The organism is Curtobacterium sp. MCPF17_021, from assembly GCF_003234605.2.
Lineage (GTDB): Bacteria > Actinomycetota > Actinomycetes > Actinomycetales > Microbacteriaceae > Curtobacterium > Curtobacterium flaccumfaciens.
Genome location: NZ_CP126252.1, coordinates 3,608,226 through 3,631,774 on the forward strand (window position 1 = coordinate 3,608,226; position 23,549 = coordinate 3,631,774).

Here is a 23,549-nt window from a genome sequence, read left to right on the forward strand (position 1 = left end):
TGTTCCATTGACGGCATGGCTGATGCGTTCGACGGGTTCCGGATCGGTGCGGGGTACTCGGTGGTGGAGCCGGACCGGCACCGACCGGGGTCCTTCACCCTGGTGGTGGACGGCACCCCGCAGTCACACGTGGACCTCGAGGACCCGACCCACCTGGCGTTCGAGTACATCCGGCGGATCGGGCACGCGATCGACCTGCTGCCGGACGGCCCGATCACGGCACTGCACCTGGGCGCCGGCGCCCTCACCCTGCCCCGCTACGTCGCGGTGACCCGTCCGGGTTCGCGGCAGCAGGTGATCGAGCTCGAGCGCGACCTGGTCGAGCACGTGCGCGAGGCCCTGCCGTTCCCCCGCGGTGCCTCGATCCGGGTGCGGTACGGCGACGCCCGGGAGGTCCTCGGCAAGCTGCCCGCCGGACTCCGCGGCACCGTGGACCTGGCGGTGGTGGACGTCTTCGGCGGTTCGCAGATCCCCGCCCACGTGACGAGCGTCGAGTTCTACCGTGAGGTCGCAGCGTTCCTGTCGCCGACGGGCATCGTCGCGGTGAACGTGGCCGACGGCGCCGGGTTGGCGTTCGCCCGCGGGCAGGCGTCGACGCTGCAGTCGGTGCTGCCGTCGGTCGCCGCGGTCGCGGACACCGGCATGCTCAAGGGCCGGCGGTTCGGGAACATCGTGCTGCTCGGGTCGCCGACCGACCTGCCGGTGGCGGACATGCCGAGGCGGTACTCGTCCGACCCGATGCCGGCGAAGGTCGTGCACGGTGCGGAGCTCAAGGCGTTCATCGCCGGGGCGCCGATCGTCACCGACCAGACGGCGGTCGCGTCGCCGGAGCCGAACCGGAGCGTGTTCGGGGGCTGATGCCCGCGCGGCACCGCCGGGGACGGACTTCGGGCACTCGGCGGGTCCGGCTGTCAGGATGGTCTGAACGACCGCGCAGGTGCGCGACCGAGCGATGGGAACCCTGATGACGAACGACGACCGGAACGACCAGGACCGGACGGGCGACGGCCAGGCGCCGCGCTGGGGCGACGCCCCGCAGCAGCAGCCCGACGCCGATGCCCCGCGGTACGGCGAGCGGGTGGACCCGGCGCCGACCTCGACTCCGCAGTACGGCGAGCAGTACGGGCAGGGCCAGCAGCAGCAGTACGGGCAGCAGTCCGGGCAGGGCCAGCCGCAGTACGGCCAGCCGAACGGCGAGCAGCAGTACGGCCAGCCGTCGAGCACGCCGAGCTGGAACGACCAGCAGCGCCACGACCAGCACCACGACCAGCAGCCGTACGCCGCCGCGCCCGCGCACTCCGGTGCCCCGGCCTGGCAGAGCCACGACGAGCCGAAGCCCAAGAAGAAGACCCTCGGTGTCGTGGCGTTCTTCCTCGGACTCGCCGCGCTCGTCATCGGCGTCATCGGCGGGTACGTGATGGGGTCGGCGCTCGCCAACAGCGACGCGATCAACAACCTCGTACCGAGCAGCGGTGCCACCCCGGACCAGCAGGAGCTGCAGCGTCAGCTCATGAACGACCCGGCCGTCATCTCGCAGATCGGTGTCGGTGCGGTCATCGCCGGCGTCGCCGCGATCCTCGGGCTCTGGGCGCTCGTGCAGGGCATCATCGCCGCCGTGACCAAGCGTGGTCGCGGCTGGGGCATCTTCGCGATCATCCTGGCCGTCGTGGCCACGATCGCGACGCTGGTCACCTACGTCGGCGTGGCCGCTGCCGCCGCGGTGGCCGCCAACTCCTGATCGACCACTCTGAACGGCCCGTCGTGCTCCGGCACGGCGGGCCGTTCGCCGTCCACGGGGGCACGCGCGGACGGCCGCACCCGCGCAACCTGAGCGCGTCGCACCGACCGCTCCCGGGAGACCGCGGCTACCCTCGAACCGATGTCCCTCCCGCCCGACGACCGCCAGCAGCCCGACTCGTCCGACCGTTCCCGTGAACCGCGCCACGCGGCTCCCGTGACGGCCGGAGTCAGCCCGGGCAGCACCTTCGCGCCCATCAGCCTGCGACCCGCGGTCGACGTCGACGCCGTGCACCAGCGGCTCCGTGACCTCGGCCAGAGCCGCAGCACCGACGCCCTCGCCGAACGGGCCGAGCTCCTCCGCCTGCTCGGTCGTCTGGACGAGTCGCTCGTCATCGCCGAAGAGGTGTTCCGCCTGGCGATGTTCACCGGGGAGCGCCAGGACAAGGTCGCCGCGCGGATCCGTCGTGCGCACGTCCTGCACGACCTCGGGCGGCACGACCGCGCCGCCACCGAGGCCGCCATGGCCCGCGACACCGCCGCCACCGAGGAGTGGCCCGAACTCGAGGGCGCCGCAGCCGAGATCGAGGGCTGGTCGCTGTTCGAGAACGACCGCTTCGACGAGGCCCGCGCCGCCCTGTCGCGGGCGTACCAGGCCTTCCGACAGGCCGGCGCGCCGTCCGAGCGCACCGACGCGTTGCGCACCGCGGTCGAAGCCGCCATGCGGGCCTCGATCACCAACCCGGCGGAACCGTCCGACAAGCCACGGACCGCCCGCGAGGTCGCCGCCCGCCGTGCCGAGGACGAGGAACCCACCACCCGCGTCGCCGAGCCGGTGAAGCAGGTCCCGCCGATCCGCCGCCGCGTGCTCGGTGCGCCCGACGCCGCACGGACCGAGGCCGACGACATCTGGGGCCGGATCGCGGCCCGGGCAGCGAAGAAGGGCCAGGCCGACCCGCGCGCCGAGCAGTGACCGCGCTCGAGACCGTCCGGCTCCGTGCCGAAGCGCTCATCGCCGAACACCTCGGTGCCGGCACGTGGGCGTTCGGCTTCGACCACGCCAAGACCCGCGCTGGGCAGTGCGACTTCGCGCGGAAGCGGATCACGGTGAGCCGTCACCTGGCCGCCCGGTTCTCCGACGACGACGTCGAGCAGGTCCTGCTGCACGAGGTCGCGCACGCACTCGCCGGCGCCCGGGCGGCACACGGACCGAAGTGGAAGCGCACGGCCGCGGCGATCGGGTACACCGGCTCCCGGCTGCACGACGGGCCGATCGCAAGCGAACTCGCCCCCTGGATCGGCACCTGCCCCGCGGGGCACGAGCACTTCCGGTACCGCACGCCCACCCGTCCCCTGGCCTGTGCCCGTTGTTCCCGGCGGTTCGATGCCCGGAACGTCATCACCTGGCGGCGCCGGACCGCGGACGACGACGCGGCCACGATGGCGTCGACTACCGCATGAGGGTCCCGACGCACGGAGGCGCGCCGGTAACCCGTTAGCCTGGGCGGATGCACACGGGGCAGCACATCCGCACGGACGCCGGTTCCTCCTGGTTCTTCGACGCCGGACGGATCGCGCTCGACTTCGCGCACACGGGTGGCTTCGCCGACGATCCCACCGGACGCCGACCGCGGTCGCAGCTCGGGGAGCTGCTCGCGAGCCCGGCCGACCTGGACGAGTGGCTCAGCGAGCACACCGAGCCGATCGACGTCGGTGCCAGCGCCCGCGAGCTGCAGGACGCCCGGGCCCTGCGTGCCGCGATCGCCCGGCTCGCCGTGGCCGCCGCCCCCGCGCCGGCGAGCACCGCCGCGGAACGCACCGCCGTGGCGGCGGGCCTGCGTGCCGGGGCCGGCCGCACGCGCCCCGCGCCCGACGACATCGACACCGTCAACCTGTTCGCCGCCCTGCCGGACGTGCCCCCGAGCCTCCCGGGTGGCCGACGCCGCGCCGGAGCGAACCGGGTCCGCCTGGCGCAGGCCCTGTCGAGCGTGGCGCGCGACGCCGTCGCGCTCTTCACCGAGGTCGGCTTCGACGACGTCGAGGCCGACGGCCGGCCGACGCGGCTGAGCCGCTGCTCGGCCGAGGACTGCGGCCTGGTGTTCTACGACTCGTCACGCGGTGGGACCCGTCGCTGGTGCTCGATGCAGCGGTGCGGCAACCGGGCGAAGGTCCGGGCGCACCGCGCCCGCCGCGCCGCGGAGTGACCACGAGCTGAGCACGGGGTGGCCACCTCCCGTGGCCGCGCCGCCACGGGCCTTGCGTCCGCCCTCCGCACTCCGCGAGCGGTCACGACACCCCGCTCACCTCCGCCGAGCGGTCACCCACCGTCGCCCGACGGCGCCCCAGCCGACCGATCGTGACCACCCGACGCAACGCACGCGACGAGTCACGACCAGCCACCGGCCAGGAGGCGCGTGGCCGCGCCGCCACGGGCCTCCCGTCCGCCCTCCGCGAGCGGTCACGACACCCCGCTCACCTCCGCCGAGCGGTCACCAACCGTCGCCCGACGGCGCCCCAGCCGACCGATCGCGACCACCCGATGCACCCACGTGGTGTGCTGGCCACGTAACGCAAGATCGACGAAGAAAAAGATTCGGCACGCCGAACTCTCTGGCAGGATCGGTGCATGACCGACACTGCCAGCCCCCGGCTCGACGAGCACCCATCCGGTGCCCCGCGTCGCCGCGCAGCCGGGCTCACTTTGCTCGGACCGGCCTTCGTCGCGGCCATCGCGTACGTCGACCCGGGCAACGTCGCCGCCAACCTGACGGCCGGCGCCGAGTACGGGTACCTGCTGCTCTGGGTGCTCGTGGCCGCGAACGCCAGCGCCGTGGTGGTGCAGTACCTGTCCGCCAAGCTCGGGGTGGTGACGGGCAAGTCGTTGCCCGAGCACCTCGGCCTGCGGATGCGGCGCACCCCGCGCCTGCTGTTCTGGGGTCAGGCCGAGATCGTCGCCGCCGCGACCGACATCGCCGAGGTCATCGGCGGCGCGCTGGCGCTCTACCTGCTCTTCGGTCTGCCGCTCGTGGTCGGCGGGATCATCACCGGGCTCGTCTCGATGCTCCTGCTGACCCTGCACAGCCGCCGGGGCACGCGACTGTTCGAGACCGTGGTGACGGCGATGCTCGCGATCCTGACGGTGGGCTTCTGCGCTGGGCTGCTGTTCGCCCGGGTGTCCCCGGCCGACCTGGTCGCCGGGCTCGTGCCGCGGTTCGAGGACTCCGGGTCGGTGCTGCTAGCGGCCTCGATGCTCGGCGCGACCGTGATGCCGCACGCGGTGTACCTGCACTCGGCGCTCGCCCGGGACCGCCACGGGGACGTCCCCGCCGGGCCGGAGCGTCGCCGGGTGCTCGTCGCGACCCGGTGGGACGTCGGGCTCGCCCTGATCGTCGCGGGTGGGGTGAACATCGCGATGCTCGTCCTCGCCGCGGCCACCCTGCCGGGAGTCGAGGGCACCGACTCCATCCCCGGGGCGCAGCGCGCCATCGCCGAGAACGTCGGCCCGGTCGTCGGGGTGCTCTTCGCCGTGGGCCTGCTCGCGTCCGGCCTGGCCTCGACCTCGGTGGGCTGCATGGCCGGCGCGGAGATCATGCAGGGCCTGCTGCACGTGCGGATCCCGCTCGTTGCCCGGCGCGCGATCACCCTGGTGCCGGCGATCGTGCTGCTCGCGCTGAACATCGACGCGACGATGCTGCTCGTCGTCAGCCAGGTGGTGCTGAGCTTCGGGATCGCCTTCGCGATCGTGCCCCTGGTGGTCTACACGTCGCGACGGAGCGTGATGGAGACCGACGTGAACGCCGCGACCACCCGCGTGGTGGCGTGGGTGATCGCGGCGGTCATCGTGGCGCTCAACGTCGCGCTGGTCGTGCTCACCCTGACCGGCTGAGTCGCAGCCGGTCAGGGTGACGGGCGGTCGTCACTCGACGACCTGGACGTCCTTCCAGAACGCGACGTAGCCCGAGTAGTCCTTGCCGACGCGGTCGAACGACGACGGGATCGGCGTCGGGTACGACCAGGCGCGGTCCTGCAGCGCCTGCCCGTTGACGTTCACCGTGAAGTACTGGGTGTCGCCCTTCCACGGGCAGTGGTACTGGGTGGGGCTCTCGGTGAAGAGCTCGGTCTTCACGCTCGACGGCGGGAAGTACCAGTTGCCCTCGATCTTGATGAGGTCCTCTTCGGGGGCCTCCGCGATCACCGTGTCGCCGACGACTGCCTTCATGGCGTTGCTCCTTCGCTCGCTGGTTCCGTGACGGGGCGAACGCTACGCGCGCTCCCCCGATTCCCGCAGGACGGGCAGGTCCGGCCCCGCGGCGAGCGCCGCGTGCACGTCGTCACGGCTCAGGACGGCGGCTCCCTCGGACGCGCTGACCAGGTGCCGCACGGCACGGCGCAGCCCCGTGTACGCCGCGCAGGCCGCAGCGGCCTCGGGTGAGGTGTGGTCGATGCCGACCTCGGTGAGCGCGTCGACGACGGCTCCGGCGGCGAGCAGGTCCTCGACGGCGAAGTCGGGTGCGTCGGCGACGTCGACGGACTCCCCCGCCGCCTCGGCCGCGTCGTCGAGGGCTGCGGTGTGGTGCAGCCCGGCGGCCACGATCGCGACGACGCACCGGTCACCGCGTGCGGCCTGGAGGCTCGTCACCCGTTCCGCGACCGCCACCGCGTTGCCGAGGTGGCCGAGCACGACCTCCGGCCCCTGCGGCAGCTGGGCGGTCACGTTCCGCAGCGCGCGCCGCTGTGCTGCGGCGTCGGGGGTCGGCGGCAGGGCGTCGACCCAGACGAGCAGGTGGGTGCCGTGGGCGATCCGTGCCGCACCTCCGGAACCCCACGCGAACCGGACCTGGTACTTCTCCTGGGTGCGTTCTGCCACGTCCGTCACGATAGCCGCCCGGGCGATGCTGTCCTTCTCCACAGGGTCGCCGTCCGACCGGGTTCCACCAGGGTCGCCAACCCTAGGATGCATGGTCATGGAGATCGCCCCCGTACCCACCCTGACCGGTGACCGTGTGACGCTCGAGCCCCTCGGGCAGGAGCACGCGGAAGACCTGCGGGCGGCGGTCGCGGACGGCGATCTGTGGCGCACCTGGTACACCTCCGTGCCCGCCCCGGCACAGGTCGAGGCCGAGATCGACCGGCGGCTCGCCGAGCACGAGGCCGGACGCATGGTGCCCTTCGCCGTGCGGGACCGCCCGACCGGCCGGGTGGTGGGGGCGACGACCTTCATGAACATCGACCCGGGCAACCGTCACGTCGAGATCGGCAGCACGTTCCTGGCCCGGTCCGCGCAGCGCTCGGGGATCAACACCGAGTCGAAGCTGCTCATGCTGTCGCACGCGTTCGAGGCCTGGCAGTGCATCGCGGTCGAGTTCCGCACCCACTGGCACAACCTGCAGTCCCGGGCGGCCATCGCGGGCCTCGGCGCCAAGCAGGACGGCGTGCTCCGGAACCATGCGATCGGCCGTGACGGCACGCTGCGCGACACCGTGGTGTTCTCGGTGATCGCGTCGGAGTGGCCGGCCGTGCGGCTCTCGCTGGCCGAGCGGCTCCGGCGGCACGACCGCGCCGAGGGGTCCCGCCGCCGGTCGGCCCGGCACGCCTGAGGCGTCTCGCCTGCGTCGTCGTCCAGCGTGCCACGGCGCGCCGTCCAGCCCGCGGGCGTAGCGTCACCGCCATGCACGTCGGCCTCCGGATCGTCCTCGACGCGCCGGTCGAGGCCGTGCGCGATGCTCTGCTGTCACCGTCCGTGATGGTGGCGGTGACGAAACCGTTCCTGGCGTACCGCTCGCGTGATCCCCAGGGGTTCCCGGAGCGCTGGGAGCCGGGGCACCCGCACCCGATCACCGCGGACGCCTTCGGACTGGTGCCGAGCGGCGACACGCACGTCGACCTCGACCTGTACGAGGTCCGGGGAGTCCCCGTGCAGCGCGACAACGGCGGCGGCACGTCCGGGTTGTTCGGGCGGATGACGATGTCGCACCGGATGGCCGTCGTCCCCGCACCGGGTGGCCAGACCCTGCTGCTCGACCGCCTGACCTACCGGATGCGACCGGCCGTCCTCGGAGTCGCCCTGTGGCCCGGCATGTGGGTCATCTGGCAGTGGCGGGCGTTCCGGATGCGCGCCCTCGCGCCCACCTGGCGGACCGACGGCGAGTGACGTGACGCGGGTCGGGCCTCCCGTCCACCGCGGAGCGGGCGTAGCCTCGACCACGTGAGCCAGACGCGCCCCCAGGAGCCGACGACCGACGACCGCGTGCGCAGCACGCTGGCGACGACGGATTGGCGGCGGATGACGTTCGACCTGTACCGCCGCGTCCGCGCCACCCCGGACCCCCAGACGGCGCACGCACTCTGGCGCGAGACCCGTGACGCGATGTTCGCGGAGCACCCCGCCTCGCCGCTGCTCGACGAGGACGCCCGCGACTTCGAGTCCCTGCCGGTGCCGGACTACGACCCGGCGTGGCGGTTCCAGGTGCGCATCGAGGCCACGGAGCCCGCCGAGTTCGACTTCGAGACCGGCACCGACGGCGTCGTCCACTTCGACCGGCTCGGACTCGTGCGGGTCCCCGGTGTCGGCACCCTCGACGTCTGGAAGCACGGCGGCTACGCGGGCGGGGTGTTCGTCCCCGTCAAGGACGCCAGCGCCGGCAAGGCCCGCGGCACCTACGGCGGCGGGCGCTACCTGCTCGACACCATCAAGGGCTCGGACCTGGGCGGCGACGACCTCGGGTCGCTCGTGCTCGACTTCAACTTCGCCTACAACCCGTCGTGCGCGTACGACCCGGCGTGGGCGTGCCCGCTCGCGCCCCCGGGCAACACCGTGCCGGTCCCGATCCCCGTCGGCGAGCAGTACGACTTCTAGGGTGGAACGCATGACAGGACTCGTCGCCCTCGACGTCGGTGGCCGCGTGCCGCCGTTCGAGCAGGTCCGATCGCAGATCGCCGCACAGATCACCGCCGGGTACCTGGTGGACGGCGAACGGCTGCCGAGCGTGCGTGGGCTGGCGGACGAGCTCGGGCTCGCCGCGGGCACCGTCGCGAAGGCCTACCAGCTACTCGAGGAGGCCGGGCTCGTGCACACCGCACGGGGCGCCGGTACCCGGGTGGTGCGGCCAGCGGCGGTGCCGGACGCGGTGGCCGAGGCCGCTCGTGCCCTGGCCGCTGCGGCGCGCTCGGCGGGGCTGTCGGCGGACCAGGCCGCGACCGCGTTGCGCGAGGCCTGGCCGGCGTAGCGCTGGCGCGGGTGGCTGCGCTGGCGGGGGTGGCGGGGCTGGCGCTTCCGGGCGTACCTGGTCGTTCCGGGCGTACCCGGTCGGAAGTTCTGACCCGGTACGCCCGATTCGACCAGGCATCGCAGGCGTTCTGGGAAGGAACGTCCCGTGCGCTCAGCAGTGCTCGTACACGTACGCGTCGTCCTTCGGGGTCACCAGGTCGCGGTCGCGCAGGATCGTCATGGCCGGACGGCTCTTCAGCCCGCACACCGACCCCCACGAGCGCTCGAGGGTGTCCGAGTACTCCACGTCGATGACCCGCCCGCCGTAGGCCTTCGTGTACGCGGCGCACTCCCGGTACTGCACGCACTCCTCGGCGACGACGAAGTCGAACCCGGTCTGCTTCCGGCCGGACGCCCCGAGCTGCGGCGTGTTCTTCTGCCCGACGGCCAGGCCGTGCCGGTGCCCCTTGGCGACGAGCGACTTCGCGAGCGCCAGGTTGCCGGCACGGCTGAGCCGCTTGCCGCTCCGGGTCCACGAGTCGAGGTTGTCGAACTCCACCGCGTCGAACCCGCGGTCACCGCAGCGGGCGACGGTCTTCGCGAGCACCTTCGTGATCAGGGCACGCTTGGCCGCGGTCCGGGTGTCGAGGAGCATCTCGTCCGGCCACCCCGGGTCGGGGACCGGCTTGCCCGCGCGGTCGCGGAGGATCGCCGAAGGGTACGACTTCTTCCACGTGCGGGCGGCCTCGGGCTGCGTCTGGAACCCGTTGACGTAGCAGATGTTGTACTTGCCCTTCGCGGGGCGGTCGGTGCTGTCGCGCTCGACGATCGTCACGCCGGAGGGCGGGGTGTACCCGCCGCCGAGCTGGTAGTCCACCCGGCCCGAGGTCGGCAGGTTGCGGTAGCTCGCGGCCGCGCTGGTCGTGGCGGCCTCGGCGCAGCCGGCCGTGCCGAGGACGGCCACCAGGGCCATCGCGGTGGTCAACAGGACGGATCGCATGCGCACCCCGGAATCCTCGCACGCGCAGGGCGAACGACCCCGCCCTCGCTGTTCCGGGGATGTGCACGCTATGCTGGTCGTACTCGAGGCGCCGATCGCCTCGTGCGTCGTACGGACGCCCCGAACTCCCGACCACCTGTCCCCGGACTCTGGTCGATGATCGAGCACCTCACGAAGGTGCCCAGGCTTCTCTGCTGCGGCGACTGCGCCAGCCACATCCGTTGGCGCGCATCCCGCCCGCGCGCTGCCTCAGAGCGCGCCCACAGCCGGACTGCTCCGGCTCGAAAGGTCACCATGACCACCGAAGACATCCGTTTCTCCGACCTCGGCGTCCCCGCGCCGATGGTCTCCGTCCTCGCCGACCAGGGCAAGGACATGGCGTTCCCCATCCAGGCGGACACCCTCCCGGACTCCCTGCAGGGCAAGGACGTCCTCGGCCGCGGCCGCACCGGCTCCGGCAAGACCATCGCCTTCGCGATCCCGCTCGTCGCCCGCCTCGCCGCCAGCGGCCGCAAGCGCCGCGCCGGCCGCCCCCGCGCCCTGGTGCTCGCACCGACGCGTGAGCTCGCGACGCAGATCGACGTCGCCCTCGCCCCGCTGGCCAAGGCCATGGGCCTCAACACCACGACCATCTTCGGTGGCGTCGGTCAGGGTCGTCAGGTCGACGCCCTGCGCGGCGGGGTCGACGTCGTGGTCGCCTGCCCGGGTCGCCTCGCCGACCTCATGCAGCAGGGTCACGTGAACCTGGGCGACATCGAGGTCACGGTCCTCGACGAGGCCGACCACATGGCCGACATGGGCTTCCTGCCCGGCGTGACCAAGATCATGCAGGCGACGCCGGAGAACGGGCAGCGACTGCTGTTCTCCGCCACGCTCGACAACGGCGTGGACAAGCTCGTCAAGAAGTTCCTGCACAACCCGGTGATGCACTCCGTCGACGAGGCCAACAGCCCCGTCGAGGCGATGACCCACCACCTGTTCGAGGTCGCCGACGCCGACGCGAAGAAGCACCTCGTGAGCGCCCTCGCCTCGGGCAACGGTCGCCGCATCCTCTTCATGCGCACGAAGCACCACGCCAAGCGCCTTGCCAAGCAGCTCAGCAGCCAGGGGATCCCGGCCGTCGACCTGCAGGGCAACCTGTCGCAGGGTGCCCGTGAGCGCAACCTCGCGAAGTTCTCCTCCGGTGAGGCCCTCGTGCTCGTCGCCACCGACGTCGCCGCCCGCGGTGTGCACGTCGACAACGTCGAGCTCGTCGTGCACGTCGACCCGCCCACCGAGCACAAGGCCTACCTGCACCGCTCGGGCCGCACGGCGCGTGCCGGTTCGTCCGGTGACGTCGTCACGGTGACCATGCCCGCCGAGCGTCGCGACGTCGCGCAGATGATGCGTGCAGCCGCGATCAAGGTCACCCCGCAGCACGTCTCGGCGACCTCGCCGGCCGTCACCGCGCTCGTCGGCGAGGTCGCTCCGATCCGCCACGTGGCCGAGGAGCAGCCCACCCAGCAGCGTCAGCCCAAGCAGCGCTCGGCCGAGTCCGCCGGTGACGGCGGCGGTCGTCGCCGTGGTCGCGGCGGTCGGTCAGGAGGCGCGGCGCAGCCCGCGCGTTCCGGCTCGGCTGGCGAGTCCGCCGGTTCGGCCGGGGGCCGTCAGGGCCGTCCGGCCCGTGGCGCACGGACCGAGGGCGCCGGGCGCTCCGGTGCCGCGGCCGCCGGTTCGACCGGTGGTCGCCGCAGCGGCGGCAACCGTCGCTCAGGCAGCAGCGACGTCGTGCGCGGCGGCTCGTCGGCCGTCTGGTCGTCCGAGGGCGGCTACGCCGCGGGTCGGTCCGGCAACGAGTCGGGCGGCAACCGTCGTGGTGGCTCGCGCCGCGCCTCCCGTCCGGCCGGCGCTGCCGACCGCCACTGACCTGCGCGCTTGACCCCCGCGGTCTGACCCGCTCGGCCTGAGCGCGTCGATGCCCGCACGACACCGGTGTTCACGTTTCGAACCCCCGCATCCCGGGGTGTGATCCGTGAACACCGGTGTTTTGCGTGAGTGTGCTGGCGAACCTTGGCGGGGGCTGGGGGTGGGGTACTCCACCCGGCGTACGGTCTGCTTCACCGGATGCCGCGCAAGCTGCTGACGGGGAACACGTCCGCTTCTGGAAGGAGTGCCTATGGCTGGCATCGATGACATCAAGAACGCCGCTGAGAAGGCGGCAGGCAAGGTCAAGGAAGCCGCCGGCAACGCGACCGGTAACGACCGCCTGAAGGCCGAAGGCCAGACCGACCAGGGCAAGGCCTCGGCGAAGCAGGGCGTCACCGACGTCAAGGACGCCGCGCACGGCGTCGCCGACAGCTTCAAGGACGACAAGCACTGAAGCCGGTTCGCAACCGCGCTGCGAAGCCCCCGGATCCGATCGGATCCGGGGGCTTCGTCGTGCGCCGGGCGCGGACGCCCCGGTCGGACTAGTGGAGGGCGCCGACCGATGCCAGACCAGCCCGCAGCAGTGCGCCACGGCCGCCTTCCATCTCGTCGGCGACGGCGTCGGACGCGGCTTCCATCGGGGTCATCCACGTGAGCTCGAGGGCGTCCTGCCGGGGCTCGCACGTCCCCGTGACGGGGACGACGTACGCCAGCGAGATCGCGTGCTGCCGCTCGTCGGTGTACACCGAGGCGCCGGGCAGCGGAAAGTACTCAGCCACGGTGAACGGCGTCGGGCTCGAGGGCAGCTGCGGGAACGCCATCGGCCCGAGGTCCTTCTCCAGGTGACGGAACAGCGCGGTGCGGATCGACTCGCCGAACATCACACGACCGGACACCAGGGTGCGGGCGATCGAACCGCTCGGGGAGACACGCAGCAGCACGCCGACCTCGGTCACGACGCCGAGGCCGTCGGTGCGGACGGGGACCGCCTCGACGTAGCAGATCGGCAGACGACGGCGGACGTTCGCGAGCTCCTCGTCGGACAGCCAGCCGGAGTCGGGATCGGGGGTGCGCAGCGAGGACATGCACCGTGTCTACCAGGGACGGCGGCGAGTTCGGCGGAAGGCGCGGGAGTTGGGGATGGTTAGCGTTGTCCACATGATCGATGCGGACCTGGTGCAGTGGACCCGGAGTACCTCGGACCGGCGGGGCACACCCCTGCTCGTGGCGATGCACGGGGTCGGGTCGAACGAGCACGACCTGCTCGGCCTCGCCCCCGCACTGCCGCCCGCATGGACGGTCGCGTCGCCCCGGGCGCCGATGCCGTGGGGGCCCGGCTTCAGCTGGTACCCGCTCGGCACGCCCGGCTCCCCCGCGCCCGAGGCGGTGGACGCCGCGACCGTCGAGGTGCTCGACTGGATCGGCTCCGTCGCCGCCGACCACCCGCGGATCGGGCTGCTCGGGTTCTCGCAGGGCGGCTCGATGGCGCTCCAGCTGCTACGCGCCCGGCCCGCGGCGTTCGCGTTCGCGGTGTCGCTGTCGGGCTTCGTCGTGCCGGGCGTCACGGACTCCCGCGACGAAGCCGTGTCGGCCGTGCGGCCGCGGGTGTTCCTGGGGCACGGTGACCTCGACCCGGTGATCCCGCCCGAGGCCACCGCCCGGACGCAGGCGTGGGCCGCAGCGCACACCGACGTGACCGACCGCACCTACGCGGGCCTGCCGCACGCCGTGTCGACGGCGGAGCTGGCGGACGTGGCCGCCTTCGTCGGCGCGGGGTAGCGCTGCGGAGCGCGCTTCGTGAGCACGAATGGTCGGGTCCGACGTGCGGACCCGACCACAGCTGCTCACGATGTGCGGACGGACTGGAGGCCCGGTGCCAGCTGGCACCGGGCCTCCTGTCCGTCAGTCGGCGAGGATCTGGAGCAGGTCCTTGCGGAGCTGGTCCACCTTGGCCGTGGCGGCCTTGGCCTGTTCCTCGGTCGCGGTGCTGCGGTACATCTGCAGGACGCCCATGGTCTTCCGGAGCGCCTCGAAGAACTCGCGCTGGGCGTCCGGGATGCCCGGGGCCCCGTCGAGTGCCGCAGCGATCTCGTCGGCCTTGGCCTCGGTCTCGGCCTTGCCGGCGTCGGTGAGCTCGAAGAGCGTCTTGCGGCCGTCGCCCGACGAGACCACGAGGTCTTCGTCGACGAGCTGCTGGAGCGTCGGGTAGACCGAGCCGGGGCTCGGCTTCCAGGCGCCGCCGGTGCGCTCGGCGATGGTCTTGATCACGGCGTACCCGTTCTGCGGGCCCTCGGCCAGCAGACCGAGGATCGCGAGACGGACGTCACCGCGGCGACGGCGTTCGCGGCCGAAACCGGGCCCGCCGAAACCGGGGCCGAAGCCCATGCCCGGGCCGAAGCCGGGGCCGAACCCGCGGCCACCGAAGCCGCGGCCGCCGTGGTCGTGGTCACCGCGGTCACGGCCGGGGAAGCCGGCACCGTGGTGCTGCCGCGCGCCGCCGAAGCGGGGGCCGCGCGGGCCGAACCCGCGCTGGTCGCGGGGGGACGTGTTGCTGTCGTCGTCATACGAGGGGCGCATGAGGAGTCCTTTCGTCGTGCGGCTCGCGATCGGTCTGACCTGATCGTCTTCGTCGTATCGCGATGTGTTTACGATAGATCGGTAACTATCGCTCTGTCAAGGGGTACGTGCGCTCGGCCTGCTGTCGGTGGTGGCGGGCAGGATGGGACGGACCATGACGGACGTCTTCGAGCGCTTCTCTCCCGCGACCACCGAGTGGTTCCGCGGCGCCTTCGACGCACCGACGCCCGCGCAGGCCGGGGCGTGGGACGCGATCTCGACCGGGCAGCACGCACTCGTGATCGCCCCGACCGGCTCCGGCAAGACCCTGGCGTCGTTCCTGTGGTCGATCGACCGGCTCATCAGCGCGACGGACCGCCCACCGGCGAAGCAGCGCACGCGGGTGCTCTACGTCTCGCCGCTCAAGGCCCTCGGCGTCGACGTCGAGCGCAACCTGCGGAGCCCGCTCGTCGGCATCACCCAGACCGCTCGGCGCCTCGGCACCGAGCCGCCGGACGTCACGGTCGGGGTGCGCAGCGGTGACACCCCGTCGTCCGACCGCCAGAAGCTCCTGCGCCAGCCGCCGGACATCCTCATCACCACGCCCGAGTCGCTCTACCTGATGCTCACCTCGCAGGCGCGCGAGACCCTGGTGAACGTCGACACCGTCATCGTGGACGAGGTCCACGCGGTTGCCTCGACCAAGCGCGGCGCACACCTGGCCGTGTCCCTCGAGCGCCTCGACGACCTGCTCGACAAGCCCGTGCAGCGCATCGGGTTGTCCGCGACCGTCCGCCCGCCGGAAGAGGTCGCGCGGTTCCTCGGCGGCCGCGCCCCGGTGACGATCATCGCGCCGCCCGCGCAGAAGACCTTCGACCTGCGGGTCGTCGTGCCCGTCGACGACATGACCGAGCTCGGGGCGCCGCCGGTCGGTGCGGACGCGTCCGAGTCGCCGACGAACGGGTCGATCTGGCCGCACGTCGAAGAACGTGTCGTCGACCTGATCGAGGAACACCGCTCGACCATCGTGTTCGCGAACTCGCGACGGCTGGCCGAACGGCTCACGGCGCGGCTCAACGAGATCCACGAGGAACGCGTGCTCGCCGCCGCCGGTGACGGCGTGCTGGTGCCGGCGGGGGCGTCCCCGGACGGCGACGGCCTCCCGGTGGCGCGGGGCCGCCCGCAGTCACCGGCCCGCACCTCGGCGCACGCCGTCGCACCCCAGGGGGCCAAGCGCCCGCCGGCGCAGCTGATCGGCGGGTCCGGGCAGACGGGTGGAGGGGGCTCGGACGCCTCCGTCCCGGTGCTCGCCCGCGCGCACCACGGCTCGGTGTCGAAGGACCAGCGCGCGATCATCGAGGACGACCTGAAGTCCGGTCGGCTGCGGTGCGTCGTCGCGACGAGTTCACTCGAGCTCGGCATCGACATGGGCGAGGTCGACCTGGTCGTCCAGGTCGAAGCGCCGCCCTCCGTCGCGAGCGGCCTGCAACGCGTCGGTCGTGCCGGCCACCAGGTGGGCGAGATCTCCCGCGGCGTGCTGTTCCCGAAGCACCGGGCCGACCTGGTCAACAGCGCGGTCACGGTCGAGCGGATGGTCACGGGCCAGATCGAGTCGATCTCGGTGCCGGCGAACCCGCTCGACGTCCTGGCGCAGCACACCGTGGCGGCCGGGGCGATCGACACCCTCGACGTCGAGCACTGGTTCGAGCTCGTGCGGCGGAGCGCCCCGTTCAGCGGCCTGCCCCGATCGGCGTTCGAGGCGACGCTCGACCTGGTCACGGGCCGGTACCCGAGCGACGAGTTCGCCGAACTCCGGCCACGGCTGGTCTGGGACCGCGTGCACGGCACCCTGACCGGGCGCCCCGGTGCGCAGCGACTCGCGGTGACGAGCGGCGGGACGATCCCCGACCGCGGCATGTTCGGCGTCTTCATGGTCGGCGAGAAGGCGTCCCGCGTCGGCGAGCTCGACGAGGAGATGGTCTACGAGTCGCGCGTGGGCGACGTCTTCGCCCTCGGTGCGACGAGCTGGCGGATCGAGGAGATCACCCACGACCGCGTCGTCGTGAGCCCGGCGTTCGGGCAGCCCGGACGCGTGCCGTTCTGGAAGGGCGACGGCATCGGCCGGCCCGCCGAGCTCGGGCGGGCGACCGGTGCGTTCGTGCGCGAGGTCGAGGGCGCCTCGGACGACGACGCCCGCGCCCGCGTCGCCGCCGGTGGACTGGACGACCGTGCGATCACCAACCTGCTGACCTTCCTGCGCGACCAGCGCGCGGCCACCGGTCACGTGCCGAACGACACCACGCTCGTCATCGAGCGGTTCCGCGACGAGCTCGGGGACTGGCGGCTCATCCTGCACTCGCCCTACGGCATGCAGGTGCACGCGCCGTGGGCCCTGGCCGTCGCCGCACGGCTGCGCGAACGGCACGGCATCGACGGTGACGCGATGGCGGCCGACGACGGCATCGTCGTCCGCATCCCGGAGACCGACGCCGAGCCGCCGGGTGCCGACCTGTTCGTGTTCGAGCGCGACGACCTCGAGGCCCTGGTCACCGACGAGGTCGGCGGCTCGGCGCTGTTCGCCGCGCGGTTCCGTGAGTGTGCGGCGCGCGCCCTGCTGCTGCCCCGACGGAACCCCGGGCAGCGGTCGCCGCTCTGGCAGCAGCGGCAGCGGGCCTCGCAACTGCTCGAGGTCGCGCAGAAGTACCCGACGTTCCCGATCGTGCTCGAGACCGTGCGCGAGGTGCTGCAGGACGTCTACGACGTGCCCGCACTGCTCGGGATCGCCGACGACATCGCCGGACGTCGGATCCGCCTGGTCGAGACGGAGACCGAACAGCCGTCGCCGTTCGCCCGGTCGATCCTGTTCGGGTACGTCGCGGCCTTCATGTACGAGGGGGACACCCCGCTCGCAGAACGCCGGGCAGCGGCCCTGTCGCTCGACTCGACCCTGCTCGGCGAGCTGCTCGGCCGTGCGGAGCTGCGTGAGCTGCTCGACCCGGCCGTCATCACCTCGGTGGAGCGCGACCTGCAGCGGCTGTCGCCGGACCGCCGTGCCCGTGACGCCGAGGGACTCGTGGACGTGCTGCGGCTCGTCGGCGCGCTCGACCTCGACGAAGCGGTCGATCGGAGCTGGCTCGCCGACACCGCCGACCGTCCAGCGGCCACCGCCGAACTGCGCAGCACACTCCAGGTGTTGGAGCGGGACCGCCGGGTGCTCTCGTTCTCGCACGCCGGGGCGACGCGCTGGGCCGTGATCGAGGACGCCGCCCGCCTGCGCGACGCCCTCGGGGTGCCGCTGCCGATCGGTGTGCCGACGGCGTTCGTCGAGCCCGTGGCCGACCCCCTCGGCGACCTGATCGGCCGCTACGCCCGGTCGCACGGGCCGTTCTCCGCGCAGGAGGCCGCCGGTCGCCTCGGGCTGGGCATCGCCGTCGTGCAGGACACCCTGCGCCGACTCGTCGCCGACCGCCGGGTGGTGGAGGGCGAGTTCCGCCCCGACCGCCAGGGCGCCGAGTGGTGCGATGCCGAGGTCCTGCGACGGATCCGCACGAAGTCCCTGGCAGCCCTGCGGCACGAGGTCGAACCGGTCTCGCCGGACACCCTCGCCCGCTTCCTGCCCGCGTGGCAGCACGTGCAGACCCCCGGGACCCGCGGCGGGCTCCGTGGCGTCGACGGCGTCCTGCAGGTGATCGACCAGCTCGCCGGGGTCGCCCTGCCCGCCAGCGCCTGGGAGACCCTGGTGCTGCCGTCGCGCGTCACCGACTACTCGACGAGCATGCTCGACGAACTCACCGCCACCGGCGAGGTCCTGTGGTCCGGCGGGGGCACCCTGCCGGGCAACGACGGCTGGGTACGCCTGCACCTGGCCGACACCGCGGCGACGACGCTCGCCGAGCCCTCCGGGGACGAGACGACCGAGCTGCAGCGGGACGTGCTCGGCGCCCTGGCCGGCGGTGGCGCGTACTTCTTCCGGCAGCTCGGCCAGGCCGTGGGCAGCAGTGACGACCAGGCGCTCACCACCGCGCTCTGGGACCTGGTCTGGGCCGGGCAGATCACGAACGACACGTTCGCCCCGCTGCGCTCGATGCTCGGCGGCAAGGCGAAGAGCTCGAGCGCTCCGCGTGCTCGGGCCTACCGCGGCCGTCGGCGTCCGACCATGCCGACGCAGTCCGGGCCGCCGTCCGTCGGGGGTCGTTGGTCGCTCCTGCCGCTGGCCGAGTCCGACTCGACCGTTCGGGCCGCCGCGACCGCCGAACAGCTGCTCGAACGCTACGGCGTCGTCACCCGCGGTGCCGTGCAGGTCGAAGGTGTCCGCGGCGGCTTCGCCGGGGTGTACCGGGTGCTCTCGCGCTTCGAGGAGTCCGGCCGGGCTCGTCGCGGGTACTTCGTCGAGGGGCTCGGTGCCGCCCAGTTCGCCACCGGCCCGACCGTCGACCGGCTGCGCACCTACGCCCGCGAACTCGGCGACGACGAGCGCGACGATCCGGACCGCAAGCGCGAGGCGCTCACGCTCGCCGCGACCGACCCGGCGAACCCGTTCGGGGCCTCGTTGCCGTGGCCGACGGGCGACGCCGACCCCGGTCTCGTGGCCGACGACGGCGGAGCCGGCCCGCCTGAGACCGCGGTCGGCAGCGGCGCGAAGACCGCTCGGGGCCACCGGCCCGGGCGCAAGGCGGGTGCCCTCGTCACGACCGTCGACGGCAAGCTCACCGTGTACGTGGAGCGCGGCGGCAAGTCGGTGCTCACCTTCACCGACGACGCCGCCGACCTCGCTGCCGCCGCCGCCTCGATCGCCGGCATCGTCCGGACCGGGCTGCGGAAGCTCTCGGTCGAGCGGGTCGACGGGGACTTCGTGCTCGAGACGCCGCTCGGTGGCGCGCTCCGGGCCGCGGGGTTCACGGCGACCCCGCAGGGGCTGCGGCTCCGTGTGTGAGGCGAGCCGCGCCTCCCGGCAGTGCAGCGACCACGTGCCGGAGGTGACCCGTGCCATCGGGACTGCGCGCGCGCACCCGTCGGAGGTGACCCGTGCCTGAAGGCGACACCGTCTACCGGGCTGCCCGCCGCCTGCACACCGCGCTGGCGGGCAAGGTCCTGACGAAGAGCGACTTCCGGGTCCCCGCGTTCGCGACGCTCGACCTGGTCGGCCGCACCGTCGACGAGGTCGTCCCCCGCGGCAAGCACCTGCTGCACCGCATCGGCGACCTGACCGTGCACTCGCACCTGAAGATGGAGGGCCGGTGGGACGTCTACGCGCCCGGTGACCGCTGGCGACGCCCTGCGCACCAGGCCCGGGCGATCCTGGACGCCGAGGGGGTCTCCACCGTCGGCTTCGCCCTCGGGGTGCTCGAGGTGGTGCCGCGCGACCAGGAGTCCGAGGTCGTCGGACACCTGGGGCCGGACCTGCTCGGCCCCGACTGGGACGCCGACCTGGCGCTCGCCAACCTGACCGAGGACCCCGAGCGCCCGGTCGGGCTGGCACTGCTCGACCAGCAGGTGCTCGCCGGGCTCGGCAACGTGTACCGGAACGAACTCTGCTTCCTGCGCGGGGTGCTGCCGACGCGTCCGGTCGGGCAGGTGCCGGACCCGGCGCGGACGATCACGCTCGCCAGCCGACTGATCCTGGCGAACCGCGACCGCAGCGCCCGCGTCACGACCGGCGTCGACCGCCCCGGCCGACGGTTCTGGGTCTACGGCCGCGCCGGCAAGCCGTGTCTGCGGTGCGGGACCCCGATCCGGCACGGCGAACTCGGCGACTCGGAGCTCACCCTGCGCGACACGTACTGGTGTCCGCGCTGTCAGTCTTGACGCTGACGCGCGGGGTGCAGGCGCGACGAGGCGGTCGCACGGACGGCGTCGGTGACCCGTTCGAGCAGGGGTGACGCCAGGTTCCAGCGCTGCCACCACAGTGCCACGTCCGCGTGCCGGCCCGGGGCCAGCTCGACCAGGACACCGCGGTCGATCGCCTCGAGGCACTGCGCCTCGGGCAGCAGCCCCCACCCGAACCCGAGCGTGACCGCACGGGCGAAGTCGGCGGAGGTCGGGACGAAGTGGCGCGGGCCTCCGGGAGCGTGGCCGAGGACCTGCCGCAGGTACCCCTGCTGCAGGTCGTCGTCGCGGTCGTAGTCGACGAGCGGGACCTCGTCGAGCCGCCGGAGCATCCGCCGCTCGGTGTCGGTGTCGCCGAGGTAGCGGGCGACGAACGCCGGGGACGCCACGGCCCGGTACCGATCGATGCCGAGTGGCACCGACGAGCAGCCCTGCACCGGGTCTGCCTCGGCCGTCACGGCGCCCATCACCGTGCCGGCGCGGAGCAGCTCGGCGGTGCGGTCCTGGTCCTCGCGGTGCAGGTCGAAGACCACCTCGGTGTCGGCCCGGACGAGGGCGAGGGCGTCGAGGAACCAGGTGCCGAGCGAGTCGGCGTTCACGGCCAGCGGGATCGACGGCACCACCGACGATCCACCGCCGAGGGCTCGGGAGGTCTCCTCGTCGAGCAGCCGGACCTGCCGTGCGTGCCGGAGCACGACTGCGCCGTCCGCGGTCGGGCGCACCGGGGTGGTGCGCTGGAGCAGCACCCGGCCGACCTGCTGCTCCATCGACTTGATCCGCTGCGAGACCGCCGACGGGGTGATCGCCAGCGCACGGGCCGCCGCGTCGAGCGTGCCGTGGTCGACGGCGGCGAGCAGCGTCTCGAGGTGCTCGCGCTGGAACCGGGTCATGCAGCTGAGCTTACGGCGCTGCAGTAAAGTGAGCTGTACTACACCGGCACCCGGCCCTAGCGTCAGATCGTGACCTCGCTCCTGCCCCTGCTCTCCGGCCTCGGCACCGGCCTCGCACTGATCGTCGCGATCGGTGTGCAGAACACGTACCTGCTCCGGCTCGCGGTCAGCGCAGGACTCCGGGTGGTGGCCGCGGCGGTCGTGGTGTGCGCGGTCTCGGATGCGCTGCTCATCGTCGCCGGGGTGCTCGGGGTCGGCGCCGTGGTCGAGCGGTTCCCCTTGGCGCTCCTGGTGATCCGGTTCGTCGGTGCCGCGTTCCTGCTCACGTACGGGGTGCTGGCGGCGCGGCGTGCGCTGCGGCCCTCGGGGGACGCAATGCGGGTCGCTGACGAAGCGGCCGACGACGGTGTGGTGGGCGCCAGCGCGGACGCGGGCGCGGGGGTGGACGCGACCACCGGCACGACGGTGGCGGCGCGGCGGACGCGCACCGCGCCTCCCGGCCAGGTGGTGACCATGCGGACGGCCGTGCTGACCATGCTCGTCTTCACGTGGGCGAACCCGCACGTCTACCTGGACACGCTGGTGTTCCTCGGGTCGGTGGCGAACCAGCAGGGTGCGGACGACCGGTGGCTCTGGACGATCGGTGCCGTCACGGCGAGCTGCCTGTGGTTCGGTGCGCTCGGGTTCGGCGGACGCCTGCTGCGGCCGCTGTTCGAGAAGCCGCTGACCTGGCGGGTGTTCGACGGCCTGGTCGCCGTCGTGATGCTCGCGTTCGGCGTGCTGCTGCTCGTCGGCGCGTAGTGGCGGCGGCGGGCGGGCGGTAGATGCAAAACACCGGTGTCCACACGTCGCGCCGCGGTCTGCGGGTGTGCAACTTGCGAACACCGGTGTTTTGCGGGCCAGGCCGACCCGCGGAGCGCCCTACTGCATGCGCTGGCCGACGCGGCTGTGGCGACGGCTGTAGCCGAAGTAGATGACGAAGCCGATGGCCAGCCAGACGACGAACCGGAGCCAGGTCTCGACCTCGAGGTTCAGCATCAGCCAGAAGCACAGCACCGCCGAGATGATCGGCAGCACGGGCGACCACGGCACCCGGAAGGCCCGCGGGGCGTCGGGGCGCGAACGACGCAGCACGACGATGCCGATCGACACCAGGACGAACGCGGACAGCGTGCCGATGTTGATCATGCCCTCGAGCTTGTCGACCGCCGTGAACCCTGCCAGCAGCGCCACGACGACACCGGCGACGACCTGCACGCGCACCGGGGTCTGCGTCTTCGGGTTGGTCTTCGAGAACCAGCGGGGCAGCAGGCCGTCGCGGCTCATCGAGAAGACGATGCGGGACAGCCCGAGCAGCAGCACCATGACGACGGTGGTCAGCCCGATCAGGGAGCCGATTGCGATGATGCCGGCGGCCCACGGCAGCCCGACGATGTTGAACGCCGACGCCAGGGACGGTGTGTCCTCCTCGGCCAGGCGCTGGTACGAGACCATGCCGGTGATGACGATGCTGACGCCGACGTAGAGCAGGGTCACGATGCCGAGGCCGATGAAGATGCCGCGGGGCAGCGTCTTCTGCGGGTTCTCGGTCTCCTCGGCACTGGTGGCGACGACGTCGAACCCGATGAAGGCGAAGAACACCAGGGACGCCGCGGCGAGCAGGCCGAAGACGCCGTACTGGGCGGGCTCCGCACCGGTGAACCACGACACGAGGGACTGCGTCCAGACGCTGCCCTCGGCACCCTTGCCGGGCTCGGCCGGCGGGATGAACGGGGTGAAGTTCGCGGCCTTGACGAAGAACGCACCGGCGACGATGACGAACACGACGATCGCGACCTTGATGACCGTGATGACCGCCGACACCCGCGACGACAGGCGGGTGCCGAAGGCGAGGAGCACCGTGAAGATCCCGACGATGAGCACCGGCCCCCAGGTGAACGGGATCGGACCGAGCTGGATCGTGCTGGGCAGGTCGACGCCGAACACCTTGAACGCTTCGCTGAGGTAGATGCCCCAGTACTTCGCGATCACGGCGCTGGCCGTGAGGGTCTCGAGGATGAGGTCCCAGCCCACGATCCAGGCGAGCAGCTCACCCATCGTGGCGTAGGTGAACGTGTACGCGGAGCCGGCGACGGGGATCGTCGAGGCGAACTCGGCATAGCACATGATCGCCAGGCCGCAGGTGACGGCGGCGAGCAGGAAGGAGATGATGACGCCGGGCCCGGCGAAGTTCGCGGCGGCGTTCGCGCCGACCGAGAAGATGCCGGCGCCGACGGCGACCGCGATCCCCATCGCGGCGATGTCGAACGTCTTCAGGGAGCGTTTCAGGGACCTGCCCTGCTCCTCGGAGTCGGCCAGGGAGGCCTCGATCGACTTGATGCGGAGCTTCGTTGCCATGGGGTGGATCCCGTCATCGGCTGGCGGCGGA

Annotated in this window: 22 protein-coding genes and 1 pseudogene; 16 read left to right on the forward strand and 7 right to left on the reverse strand. The window is 72.7% G+C overall.

Going from position 1 to position 23,549, the window contains the following annotated elements; translation table 11 throughout:
• Nucleotides 1–15 precede the first annotated feature (15 nt).
• The 6 genes from DEJ29_RS17045 to DEJ29_RS17070 all read left to right on the forward strand — a co-directional run bounded on the left by DEJ29_RS17045 (nt 16) and on the right by DEJ29_RS17070 (nt 5,623).
• A complete protein-coding gene (locus DEJ29_RS17045) occupies nt 16–858 on the forward strand; it encodes a spermidine synthase (protein ID WP_110863235.1) in 843 nt (280 codons plus the stop codon).
• 106 nt (nt 859–964) lie between these two features.
• A complete protein-coding gene (locus DEJ29_RS17050) occupies nt 965–1,738 on the forward strand; it encodes a YhjD/YihY/BrkB family envelope integrity protein (protein ID WP_146248317.1) in 774 nt (257 codons plus the stop codon).
• A 141-nt stretch (nt 1,739–1,879) separates the two neighbouring features.
• Nucleotides 1,880–2,710 (forward strand): hypothetical protein, encoded by an 831-nt coding sequence (locus DEJ29_RS17055; RefSeq protein ID WP_111094804.1) that lies wholly within the window; start codon nt 1,880–1,882, stop codon nt 2,708–2,710.
• Complete coding sequence (locus DEJ29_RS17060) at nt 2,707–3,198, forward strand: SprT-like domain-containing protein (RefSeq protein ID WP_071406182.1); 492 nt, start codon at nt 2,707–2,709, stop codon at nt 3,196–3,198. The genes DEJ29_RS17055 and DEJ29_RS17060 overlap by 4 nt, the downstream gene beginning before the upstream one ends.
• A gap of 47 nt (nt 3,199–3,245) precedes the next feature.
• Nucleotides 3,246–3,941: a CGNR zinc finger domain-containing protein gene (locus DEJ29_RS17065; protein WP_027466753.1), complete on the forward strand. Its 696-nt coding sequence runs from the start codon at nt 3,246–3,248 to the stop codon at nt 3,939–3,941.
• Between the two features lie 422 nt (nt 3,942–4,363).
• Nucleotides 4,364–5,623 (forward strand): Nramp family divalent metal transporter, encoded by a 1,260-nt coding sequence (locus DEJ29_RS17070; protein WP_111094803.1) that lies wholly within the window; start codon nt 4,364–4,366, stop codon nt 5,621–5,623.
• A gap of 30 nt (nt 5,624–5,653) precedes the next feature.
• Here DEJ29_RS17070 and DEJ29_RS17075 read toward each other — a convergent pair.
• Together DEJ29_RS17075 and DEJ29_RS17080 are read right to left on the reverse strand one after the other, a co-directional pair.
• Nucleotides 5,654–5,962 (reverse strand): annotated as a pseudogene (locus DEJ29_RS17075) (DUF427 domain-containing protein); the annotation flags it as partial.
• Between the two features lie 36 nt (nt 5,963–5,998).
• Nucleotides 5,999–6,604 carry a hypothetical protein gene (locus DEJ29_RS17080; RefSeq protein ID WP_258375929.1) on the reverse strand — a complete coding sequence of 202 codons (606 nt, stop codon included), beginning with the start codon at nt 6,602–6,604 and terminating at the stop codon, nt 5,999–6,001.
• A gap of 91 nt (nt 6,605–6,695) precedes the next feature.
• Between DEJ29_RS17080 and DEJ29_RS17085 the strand changes: the two genes are divergently transcribed.
• The 4 genes from DEJ29_RS17085 (at nt 6,696) to DEJ29_RS17100 (ending at nt 8,963) form a co-directional block, all read left to right on the forward strand.
• Nucleotides 6,696–7,334 (forward strand): GNAT family N-acetyltransferase, encoded by a 639-nt coding sequence (locus DEJ29_RS17085; RefSeq protein WP_071406184.1) that lies wholly within the window; start codon nt 6,696–6,698, stop codon nt 7,332–7,334.
• Nucleotides 7,335–7,405: 71 nt separating this feature from the next.
• Nucleotides 7,406–7,888 carry a hypothetical protein gene (locus tag DEJ29_RS17090; RefSeq protein ID WP_111094801.1) on the forward strand — a complete coding sequence of 161 codons (483 nt, stop codon included), beginning with the start codon at nt 7,406–7,408 and terminating at the stop codon, nt 7,886–7,888.
• Nucleotides 7,889–8,020: 132 nt separating this feature from the next.
• Nucleotides 8,021–8,593 (forward strand): DUF1684 domain-containing protein, encoded by a 573-nt coding sequence (locus tag DEJ29_RS17095; RefSeq protein ID WP_051597091.1) that lies wholly within the window; start codon nt 8,021–8,023, stop codon nt 8,591–8,593.
• Nucleotides 8,594–8,603: 10 nt separating this feature from the next.
• Nucleotides 8,604–8,963: a GntR family transcriptional regulator gene (locus DEJ29_RS17100; RefSeq protein ID WP_035809483.1), complete on the forward strand. Its 360-nt coding sequence runs from the start codon at nt 8,604–8,606 to the stop codon at nt 8,961–8,963.
• 153 nt (nt 8,964–9,116) lie between these two features.
• Here the strand turns inward: DEJ29_RS17100 and DEJ29_RS17105 are convergent, their stop codons facing one another.
• Nucleotides 9,117–9,944: an endo alpha-1,4 polygalactosaminidase gene (locus DEJ29_RS17105; RefSeq protein ID WP_258375931.1), complete on the reverse strand. Its 828-nt coding sequence runs from the start codon at nt 9,942–9,944 to the stop codon at nt 9,117–9,119.
• Between the two features lie 294 nt (nt 9,945–10,238).
• Between DEJ29_RS17105 and DEJ29_RS17110 the strand changes: the two genes are divergently transcribed.
• Both DEJ29_RS17110 and DEJ29_RS17115 read left to right on the forward strand, forming a co-directional pair.
• The gene (locus tag DEJ29_RS17110; RefSeq protein WP_111092205.1) at nt 10,239–11,849 is read left to right on the forward strand and encodes a DEAD/DEAH box helicase; all 1,611 of its coding nucleotides are present in this window, start codon (nt 10,239–10,241) and stop codon (nt 11,847–11,849) included.
• A 250-nt stretch (nt 11,850–12,099) separates the two neighbouring features.
• Nucleotides 12,100–12,303 carry a CsbD family protein gene (locus DEJ29_RS17115; protein WP_027466762.1) on the forward strand — a complete coding sequence of 68 codons (204 nt, stop codon included), beginning with the start codon at nt 12,100–12,102 and terminating at the stop codon, nt 12,301–12,303.
• A gap of 88 nt (nt 12,304–12,391) precedes the next feature.
• On the opposite strand, the gene DEJ29_RS17120 is transcribed toward DEJ29_RS17115, so the two are convergent.
• The gene (locus tag DEJ29_RS17120) at nt 12,392–12,934 is read right to left on the reverse strand and encodes an NUDIX hydrolase family protein (RefSeq protein ID WP_071406188.1); all 543 of its coding nucleotides are present in this window, start codon (nt 12,932–12,934) and stop codon (nt 12,392–12,394) included.
• A 73-nt stretch (nt 12,935–13,007) separates the two neighbouring features.
• On the opposite strand from DEJ29_RS17120, the gene DEJ29_RS17125 reads away from it, so the two are divergent.
• On the forward strand, nt 13,008–13,628 hold the full coding sequence (locus DEJ29_RS17125; RefSeq protein ID WP_111094799.1) for an alpha/beta hydrolase: 621 nt from the start codon (nt 13,008–13,010) through the stop codon (nt 13,626–13,628).
• 123 nt (nt 13,629–13,751) lie between these two features.
• Here the strand turns inward: DEJ29_RS17125 and DEJ29_RS17130 are convergent, their stop codons facing one another.
• Nucleotides 13,752–14,426: a PadR family transcriptional regulator gene (locus DEJ29_RS17130; protein WP_027466765.1), complete on the reverse strand. Its 675-nt coding sequence runs from the start codon at nt 14,424–14,426 to the stop codon at nt 13,752–13,754.
• Nucleotides 14,427–14,580: 154 nt separating this feature from the next.
• On the opposite strand from DEJ29_RS17130, the gene DEJ29_RS17135 reads away from it, so the two are divergent.
• On the forward strand, nt 14,581–19,338 hold the full coding sequence (locus tag DEJ29_RS17135) for an Lhr family ATP-dependent helicase (RefSeq protein ID WP_111094798.1): 4,758 nt from the start codon (nt 14,581–14,583) through the stop codon (nt 19,336–19,338).
• 92 nt (nt 19,339–19,430) lie between these two features.
• Nucleotides 19,431–20,210 carry an Fpg/Nei family DNA glycosylase gene (locus tag DEJ29_RS17140; RefSeq protein WP_111094797.1) on the forward strand — a complete coding sequence of 260 codons (780 nt, stop codon included), beginning with the start codon at nt 19,431–19,433 and terminating at the stop codon, nt 20,208–20,210.
• Here DEJ29_RS17140 and DEJ29_RS17145 read toward each other — a convergent pair.
• Nucleotides 20,201–21,121 carry a LysR family transcriptional regulator ArgP gene (locus DEJ29_RS17145; RefSeq protein ID WP_111094796.1) on the reverse strand — a complete coding sequence of 307 codons (921 nt, stop codon included), beginning with the start codon at nt 21,119–21,121 and terminating at the stop codon, nt 20,201–20,203. The genes DEJ29_RS17140 and DEJ29_RS17145 overlap by 10 nt on opposite strands.
• Before the next feature lie 69 nt (nt 21,122–21,190).
• Between DEJ29_RS17145 and DEJ29_RS17150 the strand changes: the two genes are divergently transcribed.
• A complete protein-coding gene (locus DEJ29_RS17150; protein WP_220037329.1) occupies nt 21,191–21,922 on the forward strand; it encodes a LysE/ArgO family amino acid transporter in 732 nt (243 codons plus the stop codon).
• 120 nt (nt 21,923–22,042) lie between these two features.
• Here DEJ29_RS17150 and DEJ29_RS17155 read toward each other — a convergent pair whose 3' ends face one another.
• The gene (locus tag DEJ29_RS17155) at nt 22,043–23,518 is read right to left on the reverse strand and encodes an APC family permease (protein ID WP_111094794.1); all 1,476 of its coding nucleotides are present in this window, start codon (nt 23,516–23,518) and stop codon (nt 22,043–22,045) included.
• Nucleotides 23,519–23,549: the final 31 nt, after the last annotated feature.